Source organism: Geodermatophilus chilensis (assembly GCF_002802985.1).
In the GTDB taxonomy this organism is placed as follows: Bacteria; Actinomycetota; Actinomycetes; order Mycobacteriales; family Geodermatophilaceae; genus Geodermatophilus; species Geodermatophilus chilensis.
Map to the genome: position 1 here is coordinate 1 of NZ_NVPT01000023.1, position 20,181 is coordinate 20,181.

22 protein-coding genes are annotated in these 20,181 nt (G+C 75.4%); 13 read left to right on the plus strand and 9 right to left on the minus strand.

The window, feature by feature from the left end:
* Positions 1-227: 227 nt before the first annotated feature.
* From CNO22_RS05900 to CNO22_RS05915, 4 genes are all read left to right on the plus strand, one after another.
* Positions 228-1,448: a phytoene desaturase family protein gene (locus tag CNO22_RS05900; protein ID WP_232806830.1), complete on the plus strand. Its 1,221-nt coding sequence runs from the start codon at positions 228-230 to the stop codon at positions 1,446-1,448.
* Positions 1,445-2,236 (plus strand): carotenoid biosynthesis protein, encoded by a 792-nt coding sequence (locus tag CNO22_RS05905; protein ID WP_100498407.1) that lies wholly within the window; start codon positions 1,445-1,447, stop codon positions 2,234-2,236. The genes CNO22_RS05900 and CNO22_RS05905 overlap by 4 nt, the downstream gene beginning before the upstream one ends.
* A gap of 65 nt (positions 2,237-2,301) precedes the next feature.
* The gene (locus CNO22_RS05910; RefSeq protein ID WP_198588130.1) at positions 2,302-3,441 is read left to right on the plus strand and encodes a glycosyltransferase; all 1,140 of its coding nucleotides are present in this window, start codon (positions 2,302-2,304) and stop codon (positions 3,439-3,441) included.
* Positions 3,438-4,088, plus strand: a complete 651-nt coding sequence (locus CNO22_RS05915) for a flavin reductase family protein (protein WP_232806831.1) — start codon at positions 3,438-3,440, stop codon at positions 4,086-4,088. The genes CNO22_RS05910 and CNO22_RS05915 overlap by 4 nt, the downstream gene beginning before the upstream one ends.
* 122 nt (positions 4,089-4,210) lie before the next feature.
* Here the strand turns inward: CNO22_RS05915 and CNO22_RS05920 are convergent, their stop codons facing one another.
* Positions 4,211-5,185, minus strand: a complete 975-nt coding sequence (locus CNO22_RS05920) for a carbohydrate kinase family protein (protein WP_100498408.1) — start codon at positions 5,183-5,185, stop codon at positions 4,211-4,213.
* 217 nt (positions 5,186-5,402) lie between these two features.
* The gene (locus CNO22_RS05925) at positions 5,403-6,059 is read right to left on the minus strand and encodes a CDP-alcohol phosphatidyltransferase family protein (protein ID WP_100498409.1); all 657 of its coding nucleotides are present in this window, start codon (positions 6,057-6,059) and stop codon (positions 5,403-5,405) included.
* Between the two features lie 57 nt (positions 6,060-6,116).
* Between CNO22_RS05925 and CNO22_RS05930 the strand changes: the two genes are divergently transcribed.
* From CNO22_RS05930 to CNO22_RS28885, 4 genes are all read left to right on the plus strand, one after another.
* On the plus strand, positions 6,117-6,926 hold the full coding sequence (locus CNO22_RS05930) for a lipase family alpha/beta hydrolase (RefSeq protein ID WP_100498410.1): 810 nt from the start codon (positions 6,117-6,119) through the stop codon (positions 6,924-6,926).
* A gap of 84 nt (positions 6,927-7,010) precedes the next feature.
* A complete protein-coding gene (locus CNO22_RS05935) occupies positions 7,011-7,829 on the plus strand; it encodes an ArsR/SmtB family transcription factor (protein ID WP_100498411.1) in 819 nt (272 codons plus the stop codon).
* Entirely contained in the window at positions 7,826-8,428 is a 603-nt protein-coding gene (locus CNO22_RS05940) for a TIGR03086 family metal-binding protein (RefSeq protein ID WP_157936822.1), read from the plus strand. Before CNO22_RS05935 ends, CNO22_RS05940 begins: the two co-directional genes overlap by 4 nt.
* 510 nt (positions 8,429-8,938) lie before the next feature.
* Positions 8,939-9,133: a dihydrofolate reductase family protein gene (locus CNO22_RS28885; RefSeq protein ID WP_232806832.1), complete on the plus strand. Its 195-nt coding sequence runs from the start codon at positions 8,939-8,941 to the stop codon at positions 9,131-9,133.
* Here CNO22_RS28885 and CNO22_RS05950 read toward each other — a convergent pair.
* Genes CNO22_RS05950 through CNO22_RS05965 form a run of 4 tightly spaced genes read right to left on the minus strand, consistent with a single transcriptional unit; the run spans position 9,130 to position 12,942 of the window.
* On the minus strand, positions 9,130-9,942 hold the full coding sequence (locus tag CNO22_RS05950; protein WP_100498412.1) for an ABC transporter permease subunit: 813 nt from the start codon (positions 9,940-9,942) through the stop codon (positions 9,130-9,132). The genes CNO22_RS28885 and CNO22_RS05950 overlap by 4 nt on opposite strands.
* A complete protein-coding gene (locus CNO22_RS05955) occupies positions 9,939-10,859 on the minus strand; it encodes an ABC transporter ATP-binding protein (RefSeq protein ID WP_100498414.1) in 921 nt (306 codons plus the stop codon). Before CNO22_RS05955 ends, CNO22_RS05950 begins: the two co-directional genes overlap by 4 nt.
* A complete protein-coding gene (locus CNO22_RS05960) occupies positions 10,856-11,962 on the minus strand; it encodes a LolA family protein (RefSeq protein WP_100498415.1) in 1,107 nt (368 codons plus the stop codon). The genes CNO22_RS05955 and CNO22_RS05960 overlap by 4 nt, the downstream gene beginning before the upstream one ends.
* Positions 11,963-12,000: 38 nt before the next feature.
* A complete protein-coding gene (locus CNO22_RS05965) occupies positions 12,001-12,942 on the minus strand; it encodes a DUF808 domain-containing protein (RefSeq protein WP_100498416.1) in 942 nt (313 codons plus the stop codon).
* Positions 12,943-13,153: 211 nt separating this feature from the next.
* Between CNO22_RS05965 and CNO22_RS05970 the strand changes: the two genes are divergently transcribed.
* Both CNO22_RS05970 and CNO22_RS05975 read left to right on the plus strand, forming a co-directional pair.
* A complete protein-coding gene (locus tag CNO22_RS05970; protein ID WP_100498417.1) occupies positions 13,154-13,894 on the plus strand; it encodes a hypothetical protein in 741 nt (246 codons plus the stop codon).
* Positions 13,895-14,015: 121 nt separating this feature from the next.
* Positions 14,016-14,876: a DUF5655 domain-containing protein gene (locus CNO22_RS05975; RefSeq protein WP_198588131.1), complete on the plus strand. Its 861-nt coding sequence runs from the start codon at positions 14,016-14,018 to the stop codon at positions 14,874-14,876.
* Positions 14,877-14,901: 25 nt separating this feature from the next.
* Here the strand turns inward: CNO22_RS05975 and CNO22_RS05980 are convergent, their stop codons facing one another.
* Positions 14,902-15,306, minus strand: a complete 405-nt coding sequence (locus CNO22_RS05980; protein WP_100498418.1) for a type II toxin-antitoxin system VapC family toxin — start codon at positions 15,304-15,306, stop codon at positions 14,902-14,904.
* Positions 15,303-15,563 carry a type II toxin-antitoxin system VapB family antitoxin gene (locus CNO22_RS05985; RefSeq protein WP_100498420.1) on the minus strand — a complete coding sequence of 87 codons (261 nt, stop codon included), beginning with the start codon at positions 15,561-15,563 and terminating at the stop codon, positions 15,303-15,305. Before CNO22_RS05985 ends, CNO22_RS05980 begins: the two co-directional genes overlap by 4 nt.
* A gap of 245 nt (positions 15,564-15,808) precedes the next feature.
* Between CNO22_RS05985 and CNO22_RS05990 the strand changes: the two genes are divergently transcribed.
* On the plus strand, positions 15,809-16,456 hold the full coding sequence (locus CNO22_RS05990) for a hypothetical protein (protein WP_100498422.1): 648 nt from the start codon (positions 15,809-15,811) through the stop codon (positions 16,454-16,456).
* On the opposite strand, the gene metF is transcribed toward CNO22_RS05990, so the two are convergent.
* Positions 16,450-17,352, minus strand: a complete 903-nt coding sequence (metF, locus tag CNO22_RS05995; protein WP_100498423.1) for a methylenetetrahydrofolate reductase [NAD(P)H] — start codon at positions 17,350-17,352, stop codon at positions 16,450-16,452. The genes CNO22_RS05990 and metF overlap by 7 nt on opposite strands.
* Positions 17,353-17,530: 178 nt before the next feature.
* Here metF and CNO22_RS06000 point away from each other — a divergent pair, with 178 nt between their 5' ends.
* Both CNO22_RS06000 and crtI read left to right on the plus strand, forming a co-directional pair.
* Complete coding sequence (locus CNO22_RS06000) at positions 17,531-18,658, plus strand: polyprenyl synthetase family protein (protein WP_100498424.1); 1,128 nt, start codon at positions 17,531-17,533, stop codon at positions 18,656-18,658.
* A complete protein-coding gene (crtI, locus tag CNO22_RS06005) occupies positions 18,658-20,178 on the plus strand; it encodes a phytoene desaturase family protein (RefSeq protein WP_100498425.1) in 1,521 nt (506 codons plus the stop codon). Before CNO22_RS06000 ends, crtI begins: the two co-directional genes overlap by 1 nt.
* The last annotated feature ends 3 nt before the right edge of the window (positions 20,179-20,181 follow it).

A 20,181-nucleotide genomic window follows, 5' to 3' on the forward strand; every position in this document is an offset into this window, starting at 1 on the left:
AATAGGTTGAGTTCAGTGTAGGGAACGTGTGTGCGAAAGTGTGGATCTTGGATAGATACTGTTTTTATTTTTTTACTGACCTGACGAACACCGAAATCCACAGGTAGAGTGTCGTCGGCGGCGTCATATGTGTATAAGAGACCGCCGTCGACCTCGACGCCACCTGTGCCTCCATCGCCGCCGCCTGCGGGCCGGAGGACGCCGCCGCCTACCGCCGCTTCGTCGGGGTGTGGGCCCCGCGCAGCCGCGCCGTCGTCGACTCCTTCGCGCGGCGGCCGACGGTGGGCGGGCTGGCCCGCTCGTTCTGGCCGCTCGGCGCCCCGGCCGACGGCCGGCCGCGGACCCCCGGCGGCGACCTCGCCGTCGACTTCCTCGGCTCCGGTGACGCGCTGCTGGACCGCTGGTTCACCAGCGAGCGGCTCAAGGCGGCGCTGGCCTGGTTCGGTGCGCAGTCCGGCCCGCCCATGTCCGAGCCGGGCACCGCGGCGATGGTCGCCTGGGCCACGCTGCTGCACGACGTCCCGCCCGGCCACCCGGTGGGCGGCTCGGGCGGGCTCACCCAGGCGCTGCGCCGCCGGCTCGAGGCCGACGGCGGGCACGTGGCCCTCGGGGACGCCGCGGCCCGGCTGCTGGTCGAGGACGGCCGGGTGACCGGCGTCGAGACGGCGTCGGGACGACGCGTCGCGGCCCCGGTCGTCGTCGCCGCCTGCCACGTGCTGGCCACCCGCGACCTGGCCGGGGAGCACGCCCCGCCGTCGCTGGCCGACGCCGCCCCGCCGGTGGGCAACGGCTTCGGCCTGGTGGTCCGGGCGCTGACCGACGCCCCGCCGTCCTACCCCGGGGTGGACCCGGCTGCGGCGCTGGGCGGGCTGCAGCTGCTGTGCACCGACCGTGCGCAGCTGGCCGCCGCGCACGGCGACTGGCTGGCCGGCCGGCTGCCCCGGGAGCCGGTGCCCCTGGCGATGTGCTTCTCGGCCACCGACGACACCCTCGCCCCACCCGGACAGCACGTGGTCACCGTGTGGGGCCAGTGGTACCCCTACGCACTCGCCGACGGCGGGGACTGGGACGCGCTCGCCGAGGCCGAGGCCGACCGGCTGATCGGCGCCGTCGACCGCTTCGCACCCGGCTTCGCCGCCTCGGTGCAGCGGACGTACGTGCAGACCCCGCTGCTGCTGGAACGGGAACTGTCGCTGCTGCGTGGCAACGTCATGCACGTGGAGATGGGGCTGGCCAGCATGTTCGCCTTCCGGCCGACGCCGGCGCTGTCGGGCTACCGGGTGCCCGGCCTGGCCGGGCTCTACCTCGCCGGCGCCTCCACCCACCCCGGCGGCGGGGTGTCGGGCAACTCCGGGCGGACGGCGGCCCGCGTCGTGCTCGGCGACCGCGGCGTGCCCGCCCGCGCCCGCGAGGCCCTCCGGCGCGGGCTGGCCCGGGTCCGCCGGTGAGCGGTCTGGTCGTCGCGCGGCCGGACAGCCGGCCGGCCGCGCTGCCGTGGGTGCCGGCGGCGCCGCTCGTGCTCACCGCCATCGCCTATCCGCTGCTCGACCCGGGCGCCGCCCGCGACGCGGTGAGCTGGGCGATCGTGCTGCTCGGCTCGACGGTGTCGGTGGTGCACGCGGGGGTGAGCCGGGGAGTCCGGACCGGAGCCGGCGTCCTGCTGGTCACCGCGGCCACCGCGGTGGTGTTCGAGGCGGTCGGGCTGGCCACCGGGTTCCCGTACGGCGAGTACACCTACAGCGACGACCTCGGCCCCACGCTGCTCGGCGTCCCGTTCCTCGTGCCGCTGGCCTGGCTGATGATGGCCTGGCCGAGCTGGCTGCTGGCCCACCGGCTCACCCGGGGCGGGCGACGCGCGGCCCGCGTGGTCGTGGCCGCTGCGGTGTTCGCCGCGTGGGACGTCGTCCTCGACCCGCAGATGGTGCAGGCCGGCTACTGGACGTGGGCGCACCCGCGGCCCTCGCTGCCGGGCATCGACACCGTGCCGCTGACCAACCTGGCCGGCTGGCTGCTCGCCGGGCTCGTGCTCATGACGCTGCTCGACCTGCTGGTGGCCCGCACCGCGACCGAGCCGCCGCGCACCGGCGACGGCGCTGCCCTGCTGGTGCTGGGCTGGATGACCCTCGGCGGCGCGCTGGCGCACGCCGGCTGGCTGGGGCTGCCCGGGTCCGCGGTGTGGGGCGTGCTGCTCGCCGTCCCGGTGCTGGTGGCGCTGGCGATCCAGGCACGGAGGTGAGCGAGCTCGCCCACGGGCAGGGCGGACTCCGCGGATGCGGCCGACGAGTACCGCGAGGAGGACCCGTGAGCGGCCGGCTGCTGCGGGTGCTGTCCGGCACCGCGGTCGCCGGGGCGCTGCACGCGGCGGTCAACGTGGCGCTGCTGCGCCGTCCACCGGCAGGACCGTCGCCGGTACGCCGGCCGGTGACCGTCGTCCTGCCGGTGCGCGACGAGGAGGCGCAGGTCGGGAGCTGCCTGGCCGCGGTGCTGGCGCAGGCGGGCGTGCCGGACCTCCGGGTGGTGGTGGTGGACGACGGCTCGACCGACGGCACCGCCGACGTCGTACGCGCGGTCGCCGACCCCCGGGTGCACCTGGTGACCGCCGCCGACCCGCCGCCGGGCTGGCTGGGCAAGCCGCACGCCTGCGCCACCGGGGCGGACGCGGGCGATCCCGGCGACGACGGCGTGCTGGTGTTCCTCGACGCCGACGTCCGGCTCTTCCCCGACGCGGTGGCCGGCGCGGTCGCCGTCCTCGAGGAGCACGGCCTGGACCTGGTCTCGCCGTGGCCGCGGCCGGTCACCGCCACCGCGGCCGAGCGCCTCGTGCAGCCGCTGGGCCCGTGGCTGTGGATCACCACGCTGCCGGTGCGGCTGGCCGAACGGTCCCGGGAGCCGTCGCTGACCGCGGCCAACGGGCAGTTCCTCGTCGTCCGGCGGCCGGCGTACGCGCGGGCCGGCGGGCACGCCGCGGTGCGCGGCGAGGTGATCGAGGACGTCGCGCTGGCCCGGGCGGTCAAGCGGGCCGGCGGCCGGGCGGTCCCGGTCGACGGGTCGCGGCTGGCCGCCTGCCGGATGTACGACGGCTGGCCGGCGCTGCGGGCCGGCTACGCCAAGTCGCTGTGGGCCTCGGTCGGCGGGTCACCGGGGGCGAGCGTCGCGGTGGCGGCCGGGCTGACCGCCGTATGGGTGCTCCCCGCGCTGGCCGCGCTGCGCGGGTCGCGGGCCGGGCTGGTCGGCTATGCGGCGGGCGTGGCCGGGCGGGCGGTGTCGGCCGCGGCGACGGGCAGTCGGGTGTGGCCGGACTCGCTGGCGCACCCGGTGTCGATGCTGCTGTTCGACGTCCTGCTGGCCGGGTCGGTGGCCGGGCGGCGGCGGGGCACGCTGTCGTGGCGCGGCCGCCCGGTCGGCGGGGCGCCGGCGGTCCGGGAGACGATGGCCGGGTGACCAGCCCGAACGCGCGCGTGCACTTCGACCCGGCGGCCATGGACGGCGGCGCCTTCTACCGGGTGCTCAACTCGGTCGTGGTGCCCCGGCCGATCGCCTGGGTGGCCACCCGCTCGGCCGAGGGCGTGGTGAACCTGGCGCCGCACTCCTTCTACACGGTGGCGTGCGTGTCCCCGCCGGTCGTGCAGTTCACCTCGGTCGGCCGCAAGGACACCCTGGACAACGTCGAGGCGACCGGTGAGTTCACCGTCAGCCTGACCCCGGAGTGGCTGTTCGAGCAGGTGAACGCCACGGGCACCGACTTCCCGCACGGCGTCAGCGAGGCCGAGCAGGTCGGCGTCGCGCTGGAGCCGAGCGAGCGGGTGGGGGTCCCCCGGGTGGCGGAGTCACCGGTCGCGGTGGAGTGCACGCTGCACTCGACGGTGCGGCTGGGTGACAGCACGGTGGTGTTCGGCCGGGTGGAGCTGATCAGCGTGTGGGAGAGCGCGGTCGAGGACGGGCGGCCGCGCATCGAGCGCCTGCGGCCGCTGGCCCGACTGGGCGGCAACGAGTGGACGGCGCTCGGCGAGGTCCGCGAGATCAAGCGGATCTCCTACCGCCGCTGGGCCGAGGACCCGACCATCGGCGAGAACCTGCGTCGGCAGTAGCGACTCCCGGGAACGTGCTGCCCAGATCGGAGATCAGGGCGCATGTTCCCCGGAGTTGCGAGCGGAGCAGCTGGAGCCGGGGACGGCCGTTGGCCGCGGTGTCGGCCGGTAGGCCGACCATGTCACGGCAGGTGGGCGGCGATCTCGTCGGCGGCGTCGGTGCCGAAGGCGTCGGCGAAGCGCTCGAGGAACGGCTCGCGCTGCAACTCGTACTCCTGGGTGCCGATGACCTCGACGGCCTCGGTGGCGACCGCCGACCCCAGCTGGGTGGCCCGCTCCAGGCCCAGCCCCCACATCCGGCCGGCGATGAACCCGGCGCGCAGCGCGTCGCCACCGCCGGTGGGCTCGACCGGCTTGGTCTCCGGGACGGCGATGACCTCGATCGGCTCGGCGCCGGCCTGCCGCACGAGCACGCCGTCGGCCGCGCGCGTGGTGACCCAGGTGTCCACCCGGTCGAGCACCTCGGCCTCGCTCCAGCCGGTCTTCTGCAGCAGCAGCGCGGCCTCGTACTCGTTGGTGAACAGCAGGTCGGCGCCGTCGACGAGGTCGCGGATCATCTCGCCGTCGGCCCAGGCCAGCTGCTGGCTGGGGTCGGCGGCGAAGGCGTAGCCGCGGTCCCGGCACTCCCGGGTGTGCCGCACCATGGCCGTCGGGTCGTTGGGGCCGACGACGACCAGGTCCAGGGTGCCCACGCGGCCGGCGACCGGGGCCAGCTCGATGGACGACGCCTCCGACATCGCGCCCGAGTAGAACGAGGCGATCTGGTTGTTCACCGCATCGGTGGTGCAGACGAACCGGGCGGTGTGCTTGAGCTCCGACCAGTGCACGCTCGCGGTGTCCACGCCGTGCCGGGTGAGCCAGGCGTCGTAGTCGGCGAAGTCGCTGCCGACGGCCCCGACGAGCACCGGCCCGAGGCCGAGCAGCCCCAGCCCGTAGGCCATGTTGGCGCCGGCGCCGCCGCGGTGCTGCACCAGGTCGTCGACCAGGAACGACAGCGACACGTTCTCCATCTGCCCCTCGACGAACTGCTCGGTGAACTTCCCCGGGAAGGTCATCAGGTGGTCGGTGGCGATGGAGCCGGTGACGGCGACGGGCACGGGGACGCTCCCTGGGGACGGCGTGCGGCGGGACGCCCGGTGGACGTCGGTGGACGACCCCAACACCATAGGAGCCGCCCGGGCACCCCGCCGCGCCAGGCTCCGGGGTCCCGCCGGCCCGTCCCGGATCCCGCCCCCGAGCTCGCGAGGGGTGGGCAGGACGGCGCCCCCTGCAGGGTCCCGCCGCGAGCTCGCGAGCGGTGGGGGCAGGGGGTCCTTACTCGGCCAGCGCCCGCCGCAGCGACGTCCCCAGCTGGGCGACGCCGACGACGCCGAGCAGGCAGCCCACCGCCGTCCCGCAGGTGACCACCGCCGCGTCCCAGCCGAGGCCGGCCACGACCCCCGCCCCGCCGAGGGTGCAGCCGGTCATGGCGACCCGGGTGGGGCGCTCCCAGACCGACAGCTGCCCGGTCTCGGCGACGCCGGCCTGCCCGGCGCGGGCGCGCAGGTAGTCCGGCAGCCAGCACAGCGCACCGAACGCCGCGGCCAGCCAGCCGGGGGCGCCGGCGACCCAGAGCGCGGCGGCGAAGGCGCCCTCGCTGAGCCGGTCGACGGTCGAGTCGAGGACGAAGCCGCGGCGCGAGGCCCGCCCGGTGGCGATCGCCAGCGCGCCGTCGAGCCCGTCGAGGACCGCGGAGAGCCCGACCAGCACCCCGGCGAGCACGAGCCACGCACCGCCGACCGCGGCCGGGACGACGGCGGCCGCCGCGACGAGCAGCCCTGCGGCGGTCACCGCGACCGGCGGCAGCCCGGAGACCCGGCGGGCCAGGGCGTAGACCCCGGACAGCCAGCCGTGCACCATCCGGCTGGCCGCGGGGTCCGCGCCGCCGTGCCAGGTCGACCAGGCGGCGAGGTACTCCTCGCGGCTCAGCACGGCGCCTGCTCCACGTCCGCAGTCCACCAGGCTCCGCACGACGGGGACAGTGGAGGGGTGCTCGCCGGTCTCTCCCCCGCCCGCCGCCGCCTCGTCCTCACCGTCCTGGCCCTCGTGGTCGTCGCCGTCCTGGTCACCGGCGCGACGCTGCTGCTGGGCCGGCCGTCGGGCGCCGCTGGCCGCGAGCCGGTGTCCCAGGAGACCCCCGGCCCGGTGCTGCTCGTGCCTGGCTACGGCGGCTCGACCGGAGCGCTGCGGTCGCTGGCCGACCGGCTCGCCGCCGAGGGGCGCGACACCACGCTGGTCGACGTCCCCGGCGACGGCACCGGTGACCTGACCGCCGCCGCCGCCACGCTGGCCGAGGCCGCCGACGCGGCCCTGGCGCGCACCGGCGCGGAGAGCGTGGACGTCGTCGGCTACTCCGCGGGCGGCGTGGTGGCCCGGCTGTGGGCCGCGGACGGCGGCGCGGCCGTCACCCGGCGGGTCGTCACCCTCGGCTCTCCGCACCACGGCACGTCCCTGGCCGACCTGGCCGGGCAGCTGGCGCTGGAGCAGTGCCCCGAGGCCTGCCGGCAGCTGGCCACCGGCAGCCCGCTGCTCGCCGGGCTGAACGCGGACGACGAGACGCCGGAGGGTCCGGCCTGGATCTCGATCTGGACGACGCAGGACCAGACGGTGACCCCGCCGGAGTCCGCCCGGCTGGAGGGTGCGCTGGAGCTGCCGGTGCAGTCGGTCTGCGCCGACGCGCGCGTGACCCACGGCGAGCTGCCGCGCGACCCGCTGGTGCAGGCGATGGTGCTCGAGCAGCTGGGTGCCGCGCCGCCGGCCGCGCTGGGCCCCGAGGATTGCGCCCGCCTCGGCGGCTGAAAGAGGACCCCGTCCTCCCCACCCCTCGCAGGCTCGGGGCGGGGCCCGGGACGGGGCCGTTGACACATGCAGGTGGATACCTGCATGCTGCTGGTCGTGGGCAGGGACATCCGCGATGTCGACCAGGTCTTCAAGGCCCTGGCCGACGGCACGCGGCGGCTGTTCCTCGACCGGCTGCGCGAGCAGGACGGGCAGACGCTGGGTGAGCTCTGCGCCCGGCTCGGCATGACCCGCCAGTCGGCCACACAGCACCTCGACGTCCTCGTCCGCGCGGGCCTGGTCACCGTCGTCCGCCGCGGCCGGGAGCGGCTGCACTTCCTCAACCCCGCGCCCCTGCACGACATCGGGGAGCGCTGGATCTCGTCGTTCGACCGACCCCGCCTGGCGGCGCTCTCCGCCATCCGGTCCCGAGCAGAGGAGCTCGCCGTGTCCGAGTCCGTCCCGACGTACGTGTACGTCACCTACATCCGTGCCAGCGCCGAGCAGGTGTGGCGCACGCTCACCGACGCCGACCTCACCGCCCGCTACTGGGGCCACGCCAACGTCTCGGACTGGCAGCCGGGCTCGCGCTGGGAGCACCGGCGCGCCGACGGCTCCGGCACCGTCGACGTGGCCGGCCGCGTCATCGAGGCCGACCCGCCACGGCGCCTGGTCATCACCTTCGGCTCCCCCGGCGGCGAGCAGCCGCCGGACGGCGACTCGGTGGTGACGTTCCGGGTCGAGCCCAACGGCGACATCGTGCGGCTCACCGTCACCCACGAGAACCTGGCCGACGAGACCGCGCTCGGGGAGATCTCGCACGGCTGGCCCGCGGTGCTGGCCAACCTCAAGTCGCTGCTGGAGACCGGCGAGGTGCTGCCCGAGGCCCCGTGGGAGATGGCGCCCGTCGGGCGGTCGTCGTGACGGGCACGGTCTCCCCCGAGCTCCCCGCGCAGGTCGCTCTCTTCGCGCGCGCCGCCGGCTACGCGCTGGAGAGCCTGGCGGAGGTCACCGACGCCGACCTCGACCGGCCGACCCCGTGCGCCGACTGGCCCGTGCGGACCCTGCTGCTGCACCTGGCCGACGCGGCCGACGGCCTCTCCGGCCTGGCCCGCACCGGCGAGCTCGCCCTGCCGTCCCCACCGCGCACGGGGGACGCCGACCCCGCCGCCGTCGCCCGGGACCGCCTGCTGCGCCTGCTCGACGTCCTGACGTCGGCCGCCGCGGACGACGGACGGGGCACCACGGACCACGCCGCGCTCGCCCAGGCGGCCGCCCGCGGCGGCGCGATCGAACTCGCCGTCCACGGCTGGGACGTCGCCACGGCCTGCGGCTCGGGACACGTCATGGCACCCCGGCTCGCCACCGCGCTGCTGCAGGCGGCGACGTCGCTGGTCGAGGACGGCGCCCGGCCGGGGCTGTTCGCCGCGCCCGTGGCCCCGCCGCCGGACGCGGGCCCGGAGGACCGCCTGGTCGCCTTCCTCGGCCGTCGCCCCGCGGCGGGTCCCCACCGCGGGAGCTGATGCCTGCGCCGATGAGTCCGCGTGCCCGCGCCGGTCTGCACCCCGAGACCCGAGGAGGCCACCCGTGCCGAAGCTGCGCGTACACGCGATGTCCGTGTCCCTCGACGGCTGTGCCGCCGGCCCGGACCAGGGCCCCGACCACCCGCTGGGGGTCGGCGGCGAGGCACTGCACACCTGGGCGTTCGCCACGGCGACGTTCCACCGGATGCTGGGCCGGGCCGGTGGCACCACGGGCGTGGACGACGAGATGCTGCGCCGCGGCGAGGAGGGCATCGGCGCGACGATCATGGGCCGCAACATGTTCGGCCCGGTCCGCGGCCCGTGGGACGGCGACGACTGGACCGGCTGGTGGGGCCCGGAGCCGCCCTACCACCACCCCGTCTTCGTCCTGACCCACCACGCGCGCGACCCGGTGGAGATGGCCGGCGGGACGACGTTCACTTCGTCACCGACGGCATCGAGTCCGCGCTGGAGCAGGCGTTCGCTGCGGCCGGTGGCCTGGACGTCCGGTTGGGCGGCGGACCGGCCACCGTGCAGCAGTACCTGCGCGCGGGCCTGGTCGACGAGCTGCACGTCGCCGTCGTGCCGGTGCTGCTCGGCGGGGGCGAGCGGCTCCTCGACGACCTGCAGGGAGCACCGCCGCTGGAGTGCGCCGAGGTCGTCGCGTCGCCGGCCGTGGCGCACATCCGCCTGGTGCGCCGCTAGCTGGTGACGTCCTTGGTGGTGAAGTTGGCCCAGGCCGCCGCCAGCAGCACGCCGACGTAGACGCCCTGCAGCGCCAGCCCGCGGACGACGTCCCGCCACAGGATCGGGTCGCGGAACAGGTCGACGAACGCCAGCCAGTACCGCGTCGGCAGGTAGGGCGCGATCGGCGAGGCGGCGTCCAGGGTGAACAGCAGCGAGGAGGTCACCAGCACGGCCAGCGCGCCGAGCGCGGCGGCCAGCGGTGAGTCGGTGAGCGTGGAGAAGAACAGCCCGAAGGCGGCGACGCCGAGCATGGAGACGGTCACGTAGCCGATGGCCATCAGGCTGCGGCCGGCCAGCTCCTGCTGGCTGAGCGAGGTGCCCGACACCGACGTCCCGCCGCCGACGGGCTGGGCGTCGAACAGCGTCGTCCCGACGACGTAGCCCACACCCGCGACCACCAGCACGGTGACCAGCACGAACGCGATGACGGCGACCAGCTTGGCCACCAGCAGCCGGGTGCGCCCGGCCGGGCGGGCCAGCAGGTAGCGCAGCGTGCCGGCCTGGGCCTCCCCGGCGACGGCGTCCCCGGCGACGACGGCGACCGCGATCGGCAGGAACAGCGGCAGCACGATCGCCAGCGCCGCCAGCGGGAACAGCGCGCCGTTGGTGAGGACGGCGGACAGGAACGGCGGGCCCTCCCCCGGCCGCGGCGCCAGGTCGGTCAGCTGCAGCAGGACGGCGACCAGCACCGGCAGCGCGTTGAGGACGGCGATCGTCACCCAGGTCCGCGGGCGGCCGAACAGCTTGCGCAGTTCGACGCCGATCACCGGGCCACCTCCACCCGGTCGGCGCTGGTGCCGGCCGCGGCGAGCACGACCTCCTCGAGGGTGGGCCGCTGCAGCGCCAGCCCCGTCACCGGCACACCCGCGCCCACGAGCAGTGCGTTGACCTCGGCCGGGTCGTCGCCGCGCACCACCACCCGCCTGCCCTCGGCGGCCAGCACCCGGCCGTCGAGCACGGCCCGCACCCGGTCGGCGGCGGGGGTGTCGACCACGGTCGCGCCGGTGGGCGCGGTCAGCCGGGCCAGCTCGTCCTGCAGCACCAGGCGGCCCCGGTCCAGCACGCCGACGCGGGTGCACAGCTGCTCGACCTCGGCCAGCAGGTGGCTGGAGAGGAACACCGTCGTCCCGCCGCGGTTGAGCTCGAGCAGCAGCTCCCGGATCTCGGTGATGCCCTGCGGGTCCAGCCCGTTGGTCGGCTCGTCGAGCACCAGCAGCTCGGGACGGCGCAGCAGCGCGGCGGCCAGCCCGAGCCGCTGCCGCATGCCGAGGGAGTAGGCGCGCACCGGCCGGCGGTCGATGCCGCCGAGGCCCACCTGCTCGAGCACCTCCTCGATGCGGGCACGGCGGCTGCGTCGGGCGCCGCCCGGCCCGGCCGCGTCGATCAGCGACAGGTTGGCTCGGCCGGACAGGTGCCCGTGGTGCGCCGGGCCCTCGACCAGCGCGCCGACCCGGGGCAGCACCCGGCGGCCGGCGCGGGGCATCCGCTCGCCCAGCAGCTCGACCTCGCCGGCGGTGGGCAGCACCAGGCCCAGCAGCATCCGCACCGTGGTCGTCTTGCCCGAGCCGTTGGCGCCGAGGAAGCCGTAGACGTCGCCGGCGCGGACGTCGAGGTCGATGCCGTCGACCGCGCGCAGCCGGCCGTAGCGCTTGACCAGCCCCCGGGTACGGATGACCGCGTTCACGAGACGGCTCCGGGCAGCCGGCGGGCCGCGTCGGCGAGCGCGTCGAGGGTGACGGTGCCGGTGAGCACGTAAGCCGGGCCGTCGGGCGGGGTCACCAGCATCAGCCCGAGCGGGCCCGCCGCGACCCGGGTGCCCAGCTCGTCGGTCACCGCGTCCGGGCTGGCGGTCAGCGCCTCACGCAGTCCCCCGGCCAGCCGGCCCGGCACCGGCGCGGCCGCCAACAGGGTGACGCCGCGGCCGTACATGCCGACCGCGTCGGGCACCCCCTCGAAGGTCCGCCGCGGCAGGCCGGCCAGCTCCCCGGGCAGCCGCACGTCCGGCGCCCGCTCCTCGGCCTGCGCGATCAGCTCCTCGGTGTCGGGGGCGGGGAGCACGGTGGCGTCCGGCGGCGGGGTGAACGCGACGACGTCGGCCGGGGGGACGGCGAGGTCCAGGTCGAGGAACCGGGTGTCCAGCGCCGGGCGGTCGGCGGCCTCGGCGAAGACCTCGACCTGCAGCGGCAGCCCGCTGGCGGGGTCGACCCAGACGTCGACCCGGCCGACGGACGAGGCGGCGTCCGCCGGCGTGAGCCGCAGTCCGAGCGCATCCCGGCCGGCGACCCGGCGGGCGCCGGCGCGGGCGAGCTCGTCGTCGGTGGCCTCGGACAGCAGCCGCCGGCCGAGCGCGGCGGGCAGCAGGTCCGGCGGGGTGGGCAGCGCGAGGGCCGCCGGAGCGCCGCGGGTGGCGGTGGCGGCCTCGAAGTCCCAGGTCCAGGTGCCGCCGGGGTCGCGGTGCACGCCGGTCTCCCCCGCCGCGGTCACCACGTCGACCCGGGAGTCCTCCGGTCCACGCCACCACACCCGCATCAGGGTCCGGTCGCTGAACAGGTCGGCGACGTCGGTGAGCCGGTCGGACACCGGCAGCGCCAGCCCGCCGGCAGAGACCGCGTAGCCGGAGAAGCCGACGTCCGCACTGGCCAGCACCGCGTCCCGGAGCCCGGCCGCGGGCACGTCCGCGTCGTCCGCGGGCAGGGCGGCCACCACCGAGGGCAGCGCCACCAGCGCCGCGACGAGCAGGCCGACCGCCGCCCACCGGGCCAGCGCGCCCCGCCCCCGTGCCGCCATGCGCCCCACGGTACGAGCGGAGGGCGAACCGCCGGGCCTCAGTGGGACGCGGAGGCCTTGCGCCGGTGCACCGTGAGGTTCATGACGAGCACGATCAGCGCCCCGACGACGAGCCCGACCAGCGCGCTGGCCAGGGTGTTGACGAGCCACCTCACGACCCCGCCGAGGGCCCCGGTGGCCTCGTGCGCCGCCTCCTCCAGCTGGTGCACGGCGCCGTACACGACGTGCAGGCCCAGCTCGTCGGAGCCCACCAGCAGGATGTGCCCACCGACCCAGAGCATCGCGGCGGTCCCGATCACGGTGATGATCGCGAGCAGCCGCGGCATCGCCTTCACCATCCCGTGGCCGAGCCGGGCCACGACCTTCCCGGGCCGCTCGGACAGGCGGAGTCCGACGTCGTCCATCTTCACGATGAGGCCGACGACGCCGTAGACGAGGATCGTGATGCCGACCGCGACGACGGCGAGGATCACCGCCCGGGACCAGAAGCCCTCGTCGACCACCTCGTTCAGCGAGATCACCATGATCTCGGCGGACAGGATGAAGTCGGTGCGCACGGCCCCGGACACGATGGTGTCCTCGTCCGGCAGCGTCTCCTCGCCCGCGGCGTGGTCGTCGTGGCCGCCGCGGAGCTTGTGCCACACCTTCTCGGCGCCCTCGTAGCAGAGGTAGGCACCGCCGATCATGAGGATCGGGGTGAGCAGCCACGGCAGGAACTGGCTGAGCAGCAGCACCGCGGGCAGCAGGATGAGCAGCTTGTTGCGCAGCGAGCCCTTGGCGATGCGCTTGATGATCGGAATCTCGCGCTCGGCGGCCAGGCCGTGCACGTACTGCGGCGTGACGGCGGTGTCGTCGACGACGACGCCGGCGGCCTTCGCGCTGGCCCGTCCAGCAGCGAGCCCGATGTCGTCGACGGACGCGGCGGCGGCGCGCGCCAGCGTCGCCACGTCGTCGAGCAGGGCTACGAGTCCACCGGCCACGTGACGTCCTCCCAGTTGGTCAGCACTCGTGTGCAGTCTCGGTGATCGTGGTCCGTCCGGCCGCACCGGGCGACTCCCGTTCGGCATTCCGGGCAGGACTACCCGGCCGGGGACACGCCGAACGCACCGTTCGGAGGGGACGTCCTCCGGTGGCCGCGACCGGCACCCTGGGGCGACGGCTGCCCACCGGGGGCGGCAGGAGGGCAGGACCATGCGGACGGCGGACGACGAGGGCGCGGCGCTGTGGCCCGGCCGGTACCTGACCGAGGGCCGGCTGGTCGTCGTCCGGTCGCCGCGGCCCGGGCCCGTGTCGCGGTGGGCGCGGCTGCGCGCGGCCGCCGTCCGGCTGGACCGGGCCGCCCGCGCCCGACTGGGACTGCCGTCTCCCCCTCCGGAGGCGCCGCCGCCTTCCCCGGACGCGTCCTTCGCGGCCTGGGACACCACCGAGGCACGGGTCGCCGCGGCAGCCGGACGGGCGTGGGCGGAGACGGTGCGCGAGCCGTCCTGGTCCTCACCGCTGCTGGCGGCCAGCCGCTTCGACGGCCGGGCCGAGGTCGACCGCATCGTCGACCTCGCACTGCGCATCCGCTCCGCCCGCGTCTCCCTCGGCGTGCGCCCGGTCGGGACGGCGGCGGAGTACTGGGACCGCCAGTCCGCCGCGCTGGAGGCCGCCGCGCTGCGGCTCGGGCACCGCGCCGACGCGCTGATCCGCTACCGCGACCAGGCCGCGCTGCTCTCGGCCGAGCTGCGCCAGCTGGCCGACCTCGAGCGGCTCGAGCGCAGCGCCGCGGAGGTCGACGGGATCACCGCCGCGACGTCGGCGCTGCCCGGCCGTGGGGACGGCGACCTGCGCGCGGTGGCCGACGAGATCGCCGCCGTGCGCAGCGCGGTGAGCGAGCTGGTCGAGCTCATGACCCGCACCCGCGCGCCGCTGGCCGTGCCGCCGGACTGAGAGCGCTGTACCCCAGGGATCCACTCCGCCGCACGAAACGGGCCGTACGGGTACGACGGTCCTCGACAGCCGACGTTCCCGCGGGAACGCCCATCGACTCTCCTGCGTCACAAGTACGGCGATGGCACTGGAGAAGTCCCTTCAGACGCTCATCGAGCACAACATGGAGACGCTCTTCGGTGTCCGCTTCGTCGCCAGCGAGTACTCCACCGGCACCAGGCACGGCGGCCGGATGGACTCGCTCGGCATCGACGAGAACGGCAACCCCGTCATCTTCGAGCACAAGCGCGCGGTCAACGAGAACGTGATCACGCAGGGTTTGTTCTACCTGGACTGGCTCATGGACCACCGCGGCGACTTCAAGTTGCTCGTGCAAGAGCGACTCGGGGCGAACGTGGTCGTCGACTGGTCCAACCCGCGCCTGGTCTGCGTGGCCGGCGACTTCACGAGATACGACCAGTACGCCGTGGCCCAGATGAACCGCAGCATCGAGCTGGTCCGGTACCGCTACTACGGCGGACAGCTCCTCGCTCTCGAACTCGTCGCGTCGACGACTGCGAATGCGACGGCGGCCGGCCAGCCGAGCGGCGCGGCCTCTGGGAACGGCACCTCCGGTGGCGGAACGTCGAAGACGGTGACCCAGTACTACGACGACGCGGACCAGCAAGTGAAGGACCTGTACGACGCCCTCGAGCAGTACCTCGTCAGCCTCGGTGACGACGTCACGAAGATCGTCAACCGAAACTACATTGCTTTCCGGCGGCTGAAGAACTTCGCCTGCGTGGAGGTCCATCCCCGGACGAAGAAGCTGCTGGTCTACGTCAAGGTGAACCCGGATGAGGTCTCCCTGGACGACGACTTCACCCGTGACGTGCGAAAGCTGGGGCATTTCGGGACCGGCGACCTGGAGATCACCATCGGCAGCCTGGAGGCACTTTCCAGGGCCCAGTCGTTGATCGATCTGAGCTACGAGGCCAGCTGAAGCACCGGCGCCGGTCGAACGGTCGTCACCCGGCGGGTGGCAAGGCCGGCGTCACGTCCGTGTGGCCGAAGTCGTCACCCTTGAACAGCAGTGGCTCCCCACTCTCGGCGGCCAAGGCATAGGCGAAGCAGTCTCCGAAGTTCAGCCGAGCCGGATGGCCACTCCCTTTCCCGAAGTCCCGGTAGGCCGCACGCGCGGCCAGGGCATGCGACGCGGTCACCGGCACGATGGACAGTCCGCTCTCGGTCACGAACTGGTCGAATCGCCGTGTCGCGACCGGGTCACGGGCGCTCTCGACCACGATCGCCGCTTCGACGTAGTTCACCGCCGAGATCTTCGGCCGCTCGGTGCCGGCGATCGCGTCGTTGTACCGGCCGGCGTCGGGCTCCAGTCGGAGGATCGCGACGAGTGCCGATGAATCGACGATCACGCCGGGAGGCCGGCGTCGTCGTACAGCAGGTCCCCGTGGTCCCGAACGGCGAACTCTCCCTTCAGCCTGGGCGCGATGTCCCGAGCCAAGGCCATGAGCCGCGCCGCCCGTTCTTCTGGGGCTGGCCGATCGGTTCCGAGCCGGTCGAGTCGCTCCCGCACGGCAACAGTCACCGCTGTCGTGAGGGATTCGCCGGTCAGTACGGCGAGCTCTCGAGCAAGGCGTTCCGTCTCATCGTTCTTGATGTTCAGACTCATGGTGGAAGTCTACACCTCCCGTCCACCAGTCCACCCGGATCGGAATGTCGCAGGGCGTGTCTGTAGGCCCGCCCCCCAGCCCGCGCTGACCACGGGCCATCGTCCTCGGCGTCGTGCTTGCCGCCCTCCCGGTCGAGCACGAGGTCGGCAACGACACGGTCAGGGTCGCGATCATGGATCCGCTCGTGGCCGGCGGACCCGGCACCGGCGCATGAGACGCGCACCCGGCCGGGTAGAGCGACTCCATGGCGCCTCCTCTCAGTGACGCGGTCGTCGTCGACGTCCTCCGCCGGGTCGACCGGCTGACCGCCCCGCTGGTCCGCCGGCTCGGCCGCCCCCCGGAGCTGCCGCAGGCCGAGCGGGAGCAGTGGTGGGCCGACCGGGTCAGCCGGGTCGCCGCCGGCGTCAGCGCCGTCCCCCGCTTCGCCGGCAAGCTCGCCGACCTGCTGCCGCTGCAGAACACGGTCGGGTCGGCGGTGCAGGCCGTGGTGGTCGGCGGGGTGGCCTCCGAGCACGGCGTCGAGGACGAGGCCGAGCGGGTGTCGCTGCTGGCGCAGGTGCTGCTCGACCGTGACCTGCCCGCCGAGCGGGTGCGGCCGCTGCTGCAGCGCGCCCCCGGCGCCTACGCCGACGAGGTCCTCGGCGACGAGGAGGACCGAGGCGTCGGCCGCACCGTGTGGCGGGTCGCCCGGCTGCTCGGCCGCATCGACGACACCCTCGACGCCCGGCCCAAGGGCAGGCTGCGGCACCGCGCCCTGTCCAACCTGCCGGTGGTGGGCACGCTCGGCGGCTACGCGGCCGAGCGGGAGGGGCTGCGCCGCGCGGCGGCCGAGACGGCGGCGCTGCTGGCCGGCCGCGCCGCCCGGACCCCCACGGCCGACCCGGCTCAGTGAGCCGTGGGGACCGCCGCGAGGTTGGCGTGGACCTCACGGGTCGCCGTCGACCGGTTCATGGTGATGAAGTGGATGCCCGGGACGCCCTCGTCGAGCAGCGTCCGGCACAGCTCGGTGGCCACCTCGACGCCGTAGGCCCGCACCGCCGCCCGCGCCTCGGGGGTGTCGCCGTCCAGTTCGGCGAAGCGGGCGGCCAGGTGCTCGGGGAAGGCCTGCCCCGACAGCTGCACGATCCGGGTGATCTGCCGGGCGTTGGTCACCGGCATGACCCCGGCGATGATCGGCACCGCGCAGCCGGTGGCGGCCACCCGGTCGCGCATCCGCAGGTAGTCCTCGGCGCGGAAGAACATCTGCGTGATGGCGAAGTCGGCGCCGGCCCGGCACTTGCGCACGAACATCTCGACGTCGGTGTCGAAGTCCGGCGAGCGCGGGTGCCGCTCCGGGAACGCGGCCACGCCGACGGAGAAGTCGCCCATCGAGCGGATCAGCTCGACCAGCTCGGCGGCGTAGCTCAGCCCCTCGGGGTGGGCCACCCACTCCGCCTGCGGGTCCGCGCCGGGCGGGTCGCCGCGCAGCGCCAGCAGGTTGCGCACCCCAGCGGCCGCCAGCCGGCTGACCACGTGCCGCAGCTCCGCGACGCTGTGGTCGACGGCGGTCAGGTGCGCCAGCGGGGTCATCGTCGTCTCGGTGGCGATGCGCTCGGTGACCGACACGGTGCCCTCGCGGGTCGACCCGCCGGCGCCGTAGGTGACCGACACGAACGAGGGCTGCAGCCGCTCGAGCTGGCGCAGCGCCGTCCACAGCTGGGTGGCGCCCTCGGGGCTCTTGGGCGGGAAGAACTCGAAGGACCACGTCGGCCGGCCCTCGGCGAGCAGCTCGCGCACGGTCGGGGTCATGGACGTCGAGGATACGGACCCGCCGCCGTCCGGCCGCGCTGCATCCGTGCGGCACCGCCCCGGCGAAGGTCCTCCGGCACCGCCGCACCCCAGGCCCCAGGAGGGCCGCCCGTTGGCCCTGACCGACCCCGCCCGGATCCCGGCCGCGCCTGATCGAGTCGCGCGCGATACTCGACCCGTGACCGCCGGGGCGCAGCAGCGCGAGACACCCGTCCTCCCCCCGGCTCCCCCGCCGGCCGCCGCCGAGATCGACCGCGTACGCGCGGCCGTCTCGACCGCCCTCTCGGACTTCCTCGAGGCGCAGCGGGAGACCCTCGCGGCCATGGACGAGTCGCTGCTGCCGGTGGTCGACGAGGTCTGCGCCCTGGCCGACGGTGGCAAGCGGCTGCGGCCGCTGTTCGCCTACTGGGGCTGGCGCGGCGTGCGCGGCGAGGGCCCCGGCGAGTCCGACGCGGCGGTGCTGCGGGCGGTCGCCGCGTTGGAGCTCGTGCACGCCAGCGCGCTGGTCCACGACGACGTCATGGACGGCGCGCTGACCCGCCGCGGCCGCCCGGCCACCCACGTCGGGTTCGCCTCCCGGCACGGGGACGGCGCACTGGCCGGGGACGGCGACGCCTTCGGCGTGGGCGCGGCGATCCTCGTCGGCGACCTCGCGCTGGTGTGGTCCGACGAGCTGCTGCGCTGCTCGGGCATCTCCCCCGCCGCGCTCTCCCGGGCCCGCACGGTGTGGGACACCATGCGCACCGAGGTGACCGCCGGGCAGTACCTGGACCTGCTGCGCGCCGCGGGCGGCCTGCCCGGCGCGCAGGGGGCCCTCACCGTGGCCCGCTACAAGAGCGCCGGCTACACCGTGCAGCGGCCGCTGCAGCTGGGCGCCGCCATCGCCGGCGCGGGCGAGCGCGCCGCGGAGGTCTACACCGCGATCGGCCTGCCGCTGGGCGAGGCGTTCCAGCTGCGCGACGACGTCCTCGGGGTGTTCGGCGACCCGTCGGTCACCGGCAAGTCCGCCGACGACGACCTGCGCGAGGGCAAGCAGACCCTGCTGGTGGCGCTGGCCGAGGAGGCCGCGGACGACGACGGACGGCGGCTGCTCACCGAGTCGCTCGGCAACCCCGGGGCCGGGCCGGACGAGTTCCAGGCGCTGCGGGCGCTGCTGGAGTCCACCGGCGCCCGCGTGCAGGTCGAGCAGCGGATCGCCGAGCGCACGGCGCTGGCCCGGACGGCCATCGCCGAGGCCCCGCTGGCCGACGACGCCCGGGCCGCCCTCGACGCGCTCGCCGTCGCCGCGACCACCCGCGCCGCCTGATGGTCCGCACCGTTCCCGGGCGCACCGACCGCGTCGTCGTCGTGGGCGCCGGCCTCGCCGGGCTCTCGGCGGCCCTGCGGCTGCGCGGCGCCGGCCGCGAGGTCACCGTCGTCGAGCGCGGCCCCGGCCCGGGTGGGCGCGCCGGGCGGATCGAGGAGCGCGACTACGCCCTCGACACCGGCCCGTCGGTGTTCACCGCGCCGGAGCTGGTCGCCGACACCCTCGCCGCGGTCGGCGAGGAGCTGGAGGACCGGCTGCAGCTGGTCCCCCTGGAGACCACGTACCGCGCGCAGTTCGCCGACGGCTCGCACCTGGACGTGCACGCCGACGTCGGCGCGTTCGCCGCCGAGGTGGAGGCGCTGTGCGGGCCGGCCGAGGCCGCGGCGCTGCGGCGGTACCTGGCCGACCTGGCCGAGCTCTACCGGCTGCAGCTGTCGACCTTCATCGACCGCAACCTCGACACCCCGCTGGACCTGCTGGGCCCCGAGCTGGTGCAGCTGGTCCGGCGCGGCGGGTTCGGCCGGCTGTCGAACCACGTCGCCCGGTTCTTCACCGACGACCGGCTGCGCCGACTGTTCAGCTTCCAGGCGCTCTACGCCGGGGTCTCGCCGTACCGGGCGATCGCCGCCTACGCCGTCATCGCCCAGCTCGACATCGGCGCCGGTGTCTGGCACCCGGTGGGCGGGATCGCCGCCGTCCCCCGGGCGCTGGCCGCCGCGGCCGCGGACGCCGGGGTCGGGTTCCGCTTCGACGCCGGTGTGCGGGAGCTGGAGGTCGGCGGGTCGCGGGTCACCGGCGTGCTGCTGGACGACGGCGAGCGGCTGCCCGCCGACGCCGTCGTCGTCACCGTCGACCGGCCGGAGACGCTGGTGCCCGGGTTCCGGCGGGTGCGGCGGCCGGTGTACTCGCCGTCCTGCGTGGCGGTGCACGTCGGCGTCCGCAGCGAGGTGCCCGGGCAGGCGCACCACACGATCAGCTTCGGCGCCGCCTGGCGGGAGGTGTTCGCCGAGCTCACCCGCGACGGCTCCCCGATGGCCGATCCGAGCCTGCTGGTGAGCATGCCGTCGGTCACCGACCGCAGCCTCGCCCCCGAGGGCGGCCAGGTGTTGAGCATCGTGGCGCCCACCCCGAACCTGGACCCGCACAGCGGCGGCAACCCCGACCTGGACTGGACGACGCTGGGCCCCCGCTACCGCGACGAGGTGCTCACCGTGCTCGAGGAGCGCGGCTGGACCGGGCTCACCGGCGCGATCGAGGTCGAGCACGTCGACACGCCGCTGACCTGGGCGGCGCAGGGCATGGCCGCCGGGACGCCGTTCGCGCTGGCGCACACCTTCGGCCAGACCGGCCCGTTCCGGACGCCGACACTGCCCCGGCGCGGCCCGGAGAACGTCGTGCTCGCCGGCTCCTCGGTGCAGCCCGGCGTCGGTGTGCCGATGGTCGTCATCAGCGGCCGGCTCGCCGCCGAGCGGATCACCGGCGATTTCCGCGGAAAACGCCGGACCACCCCGGGACGGTGACCC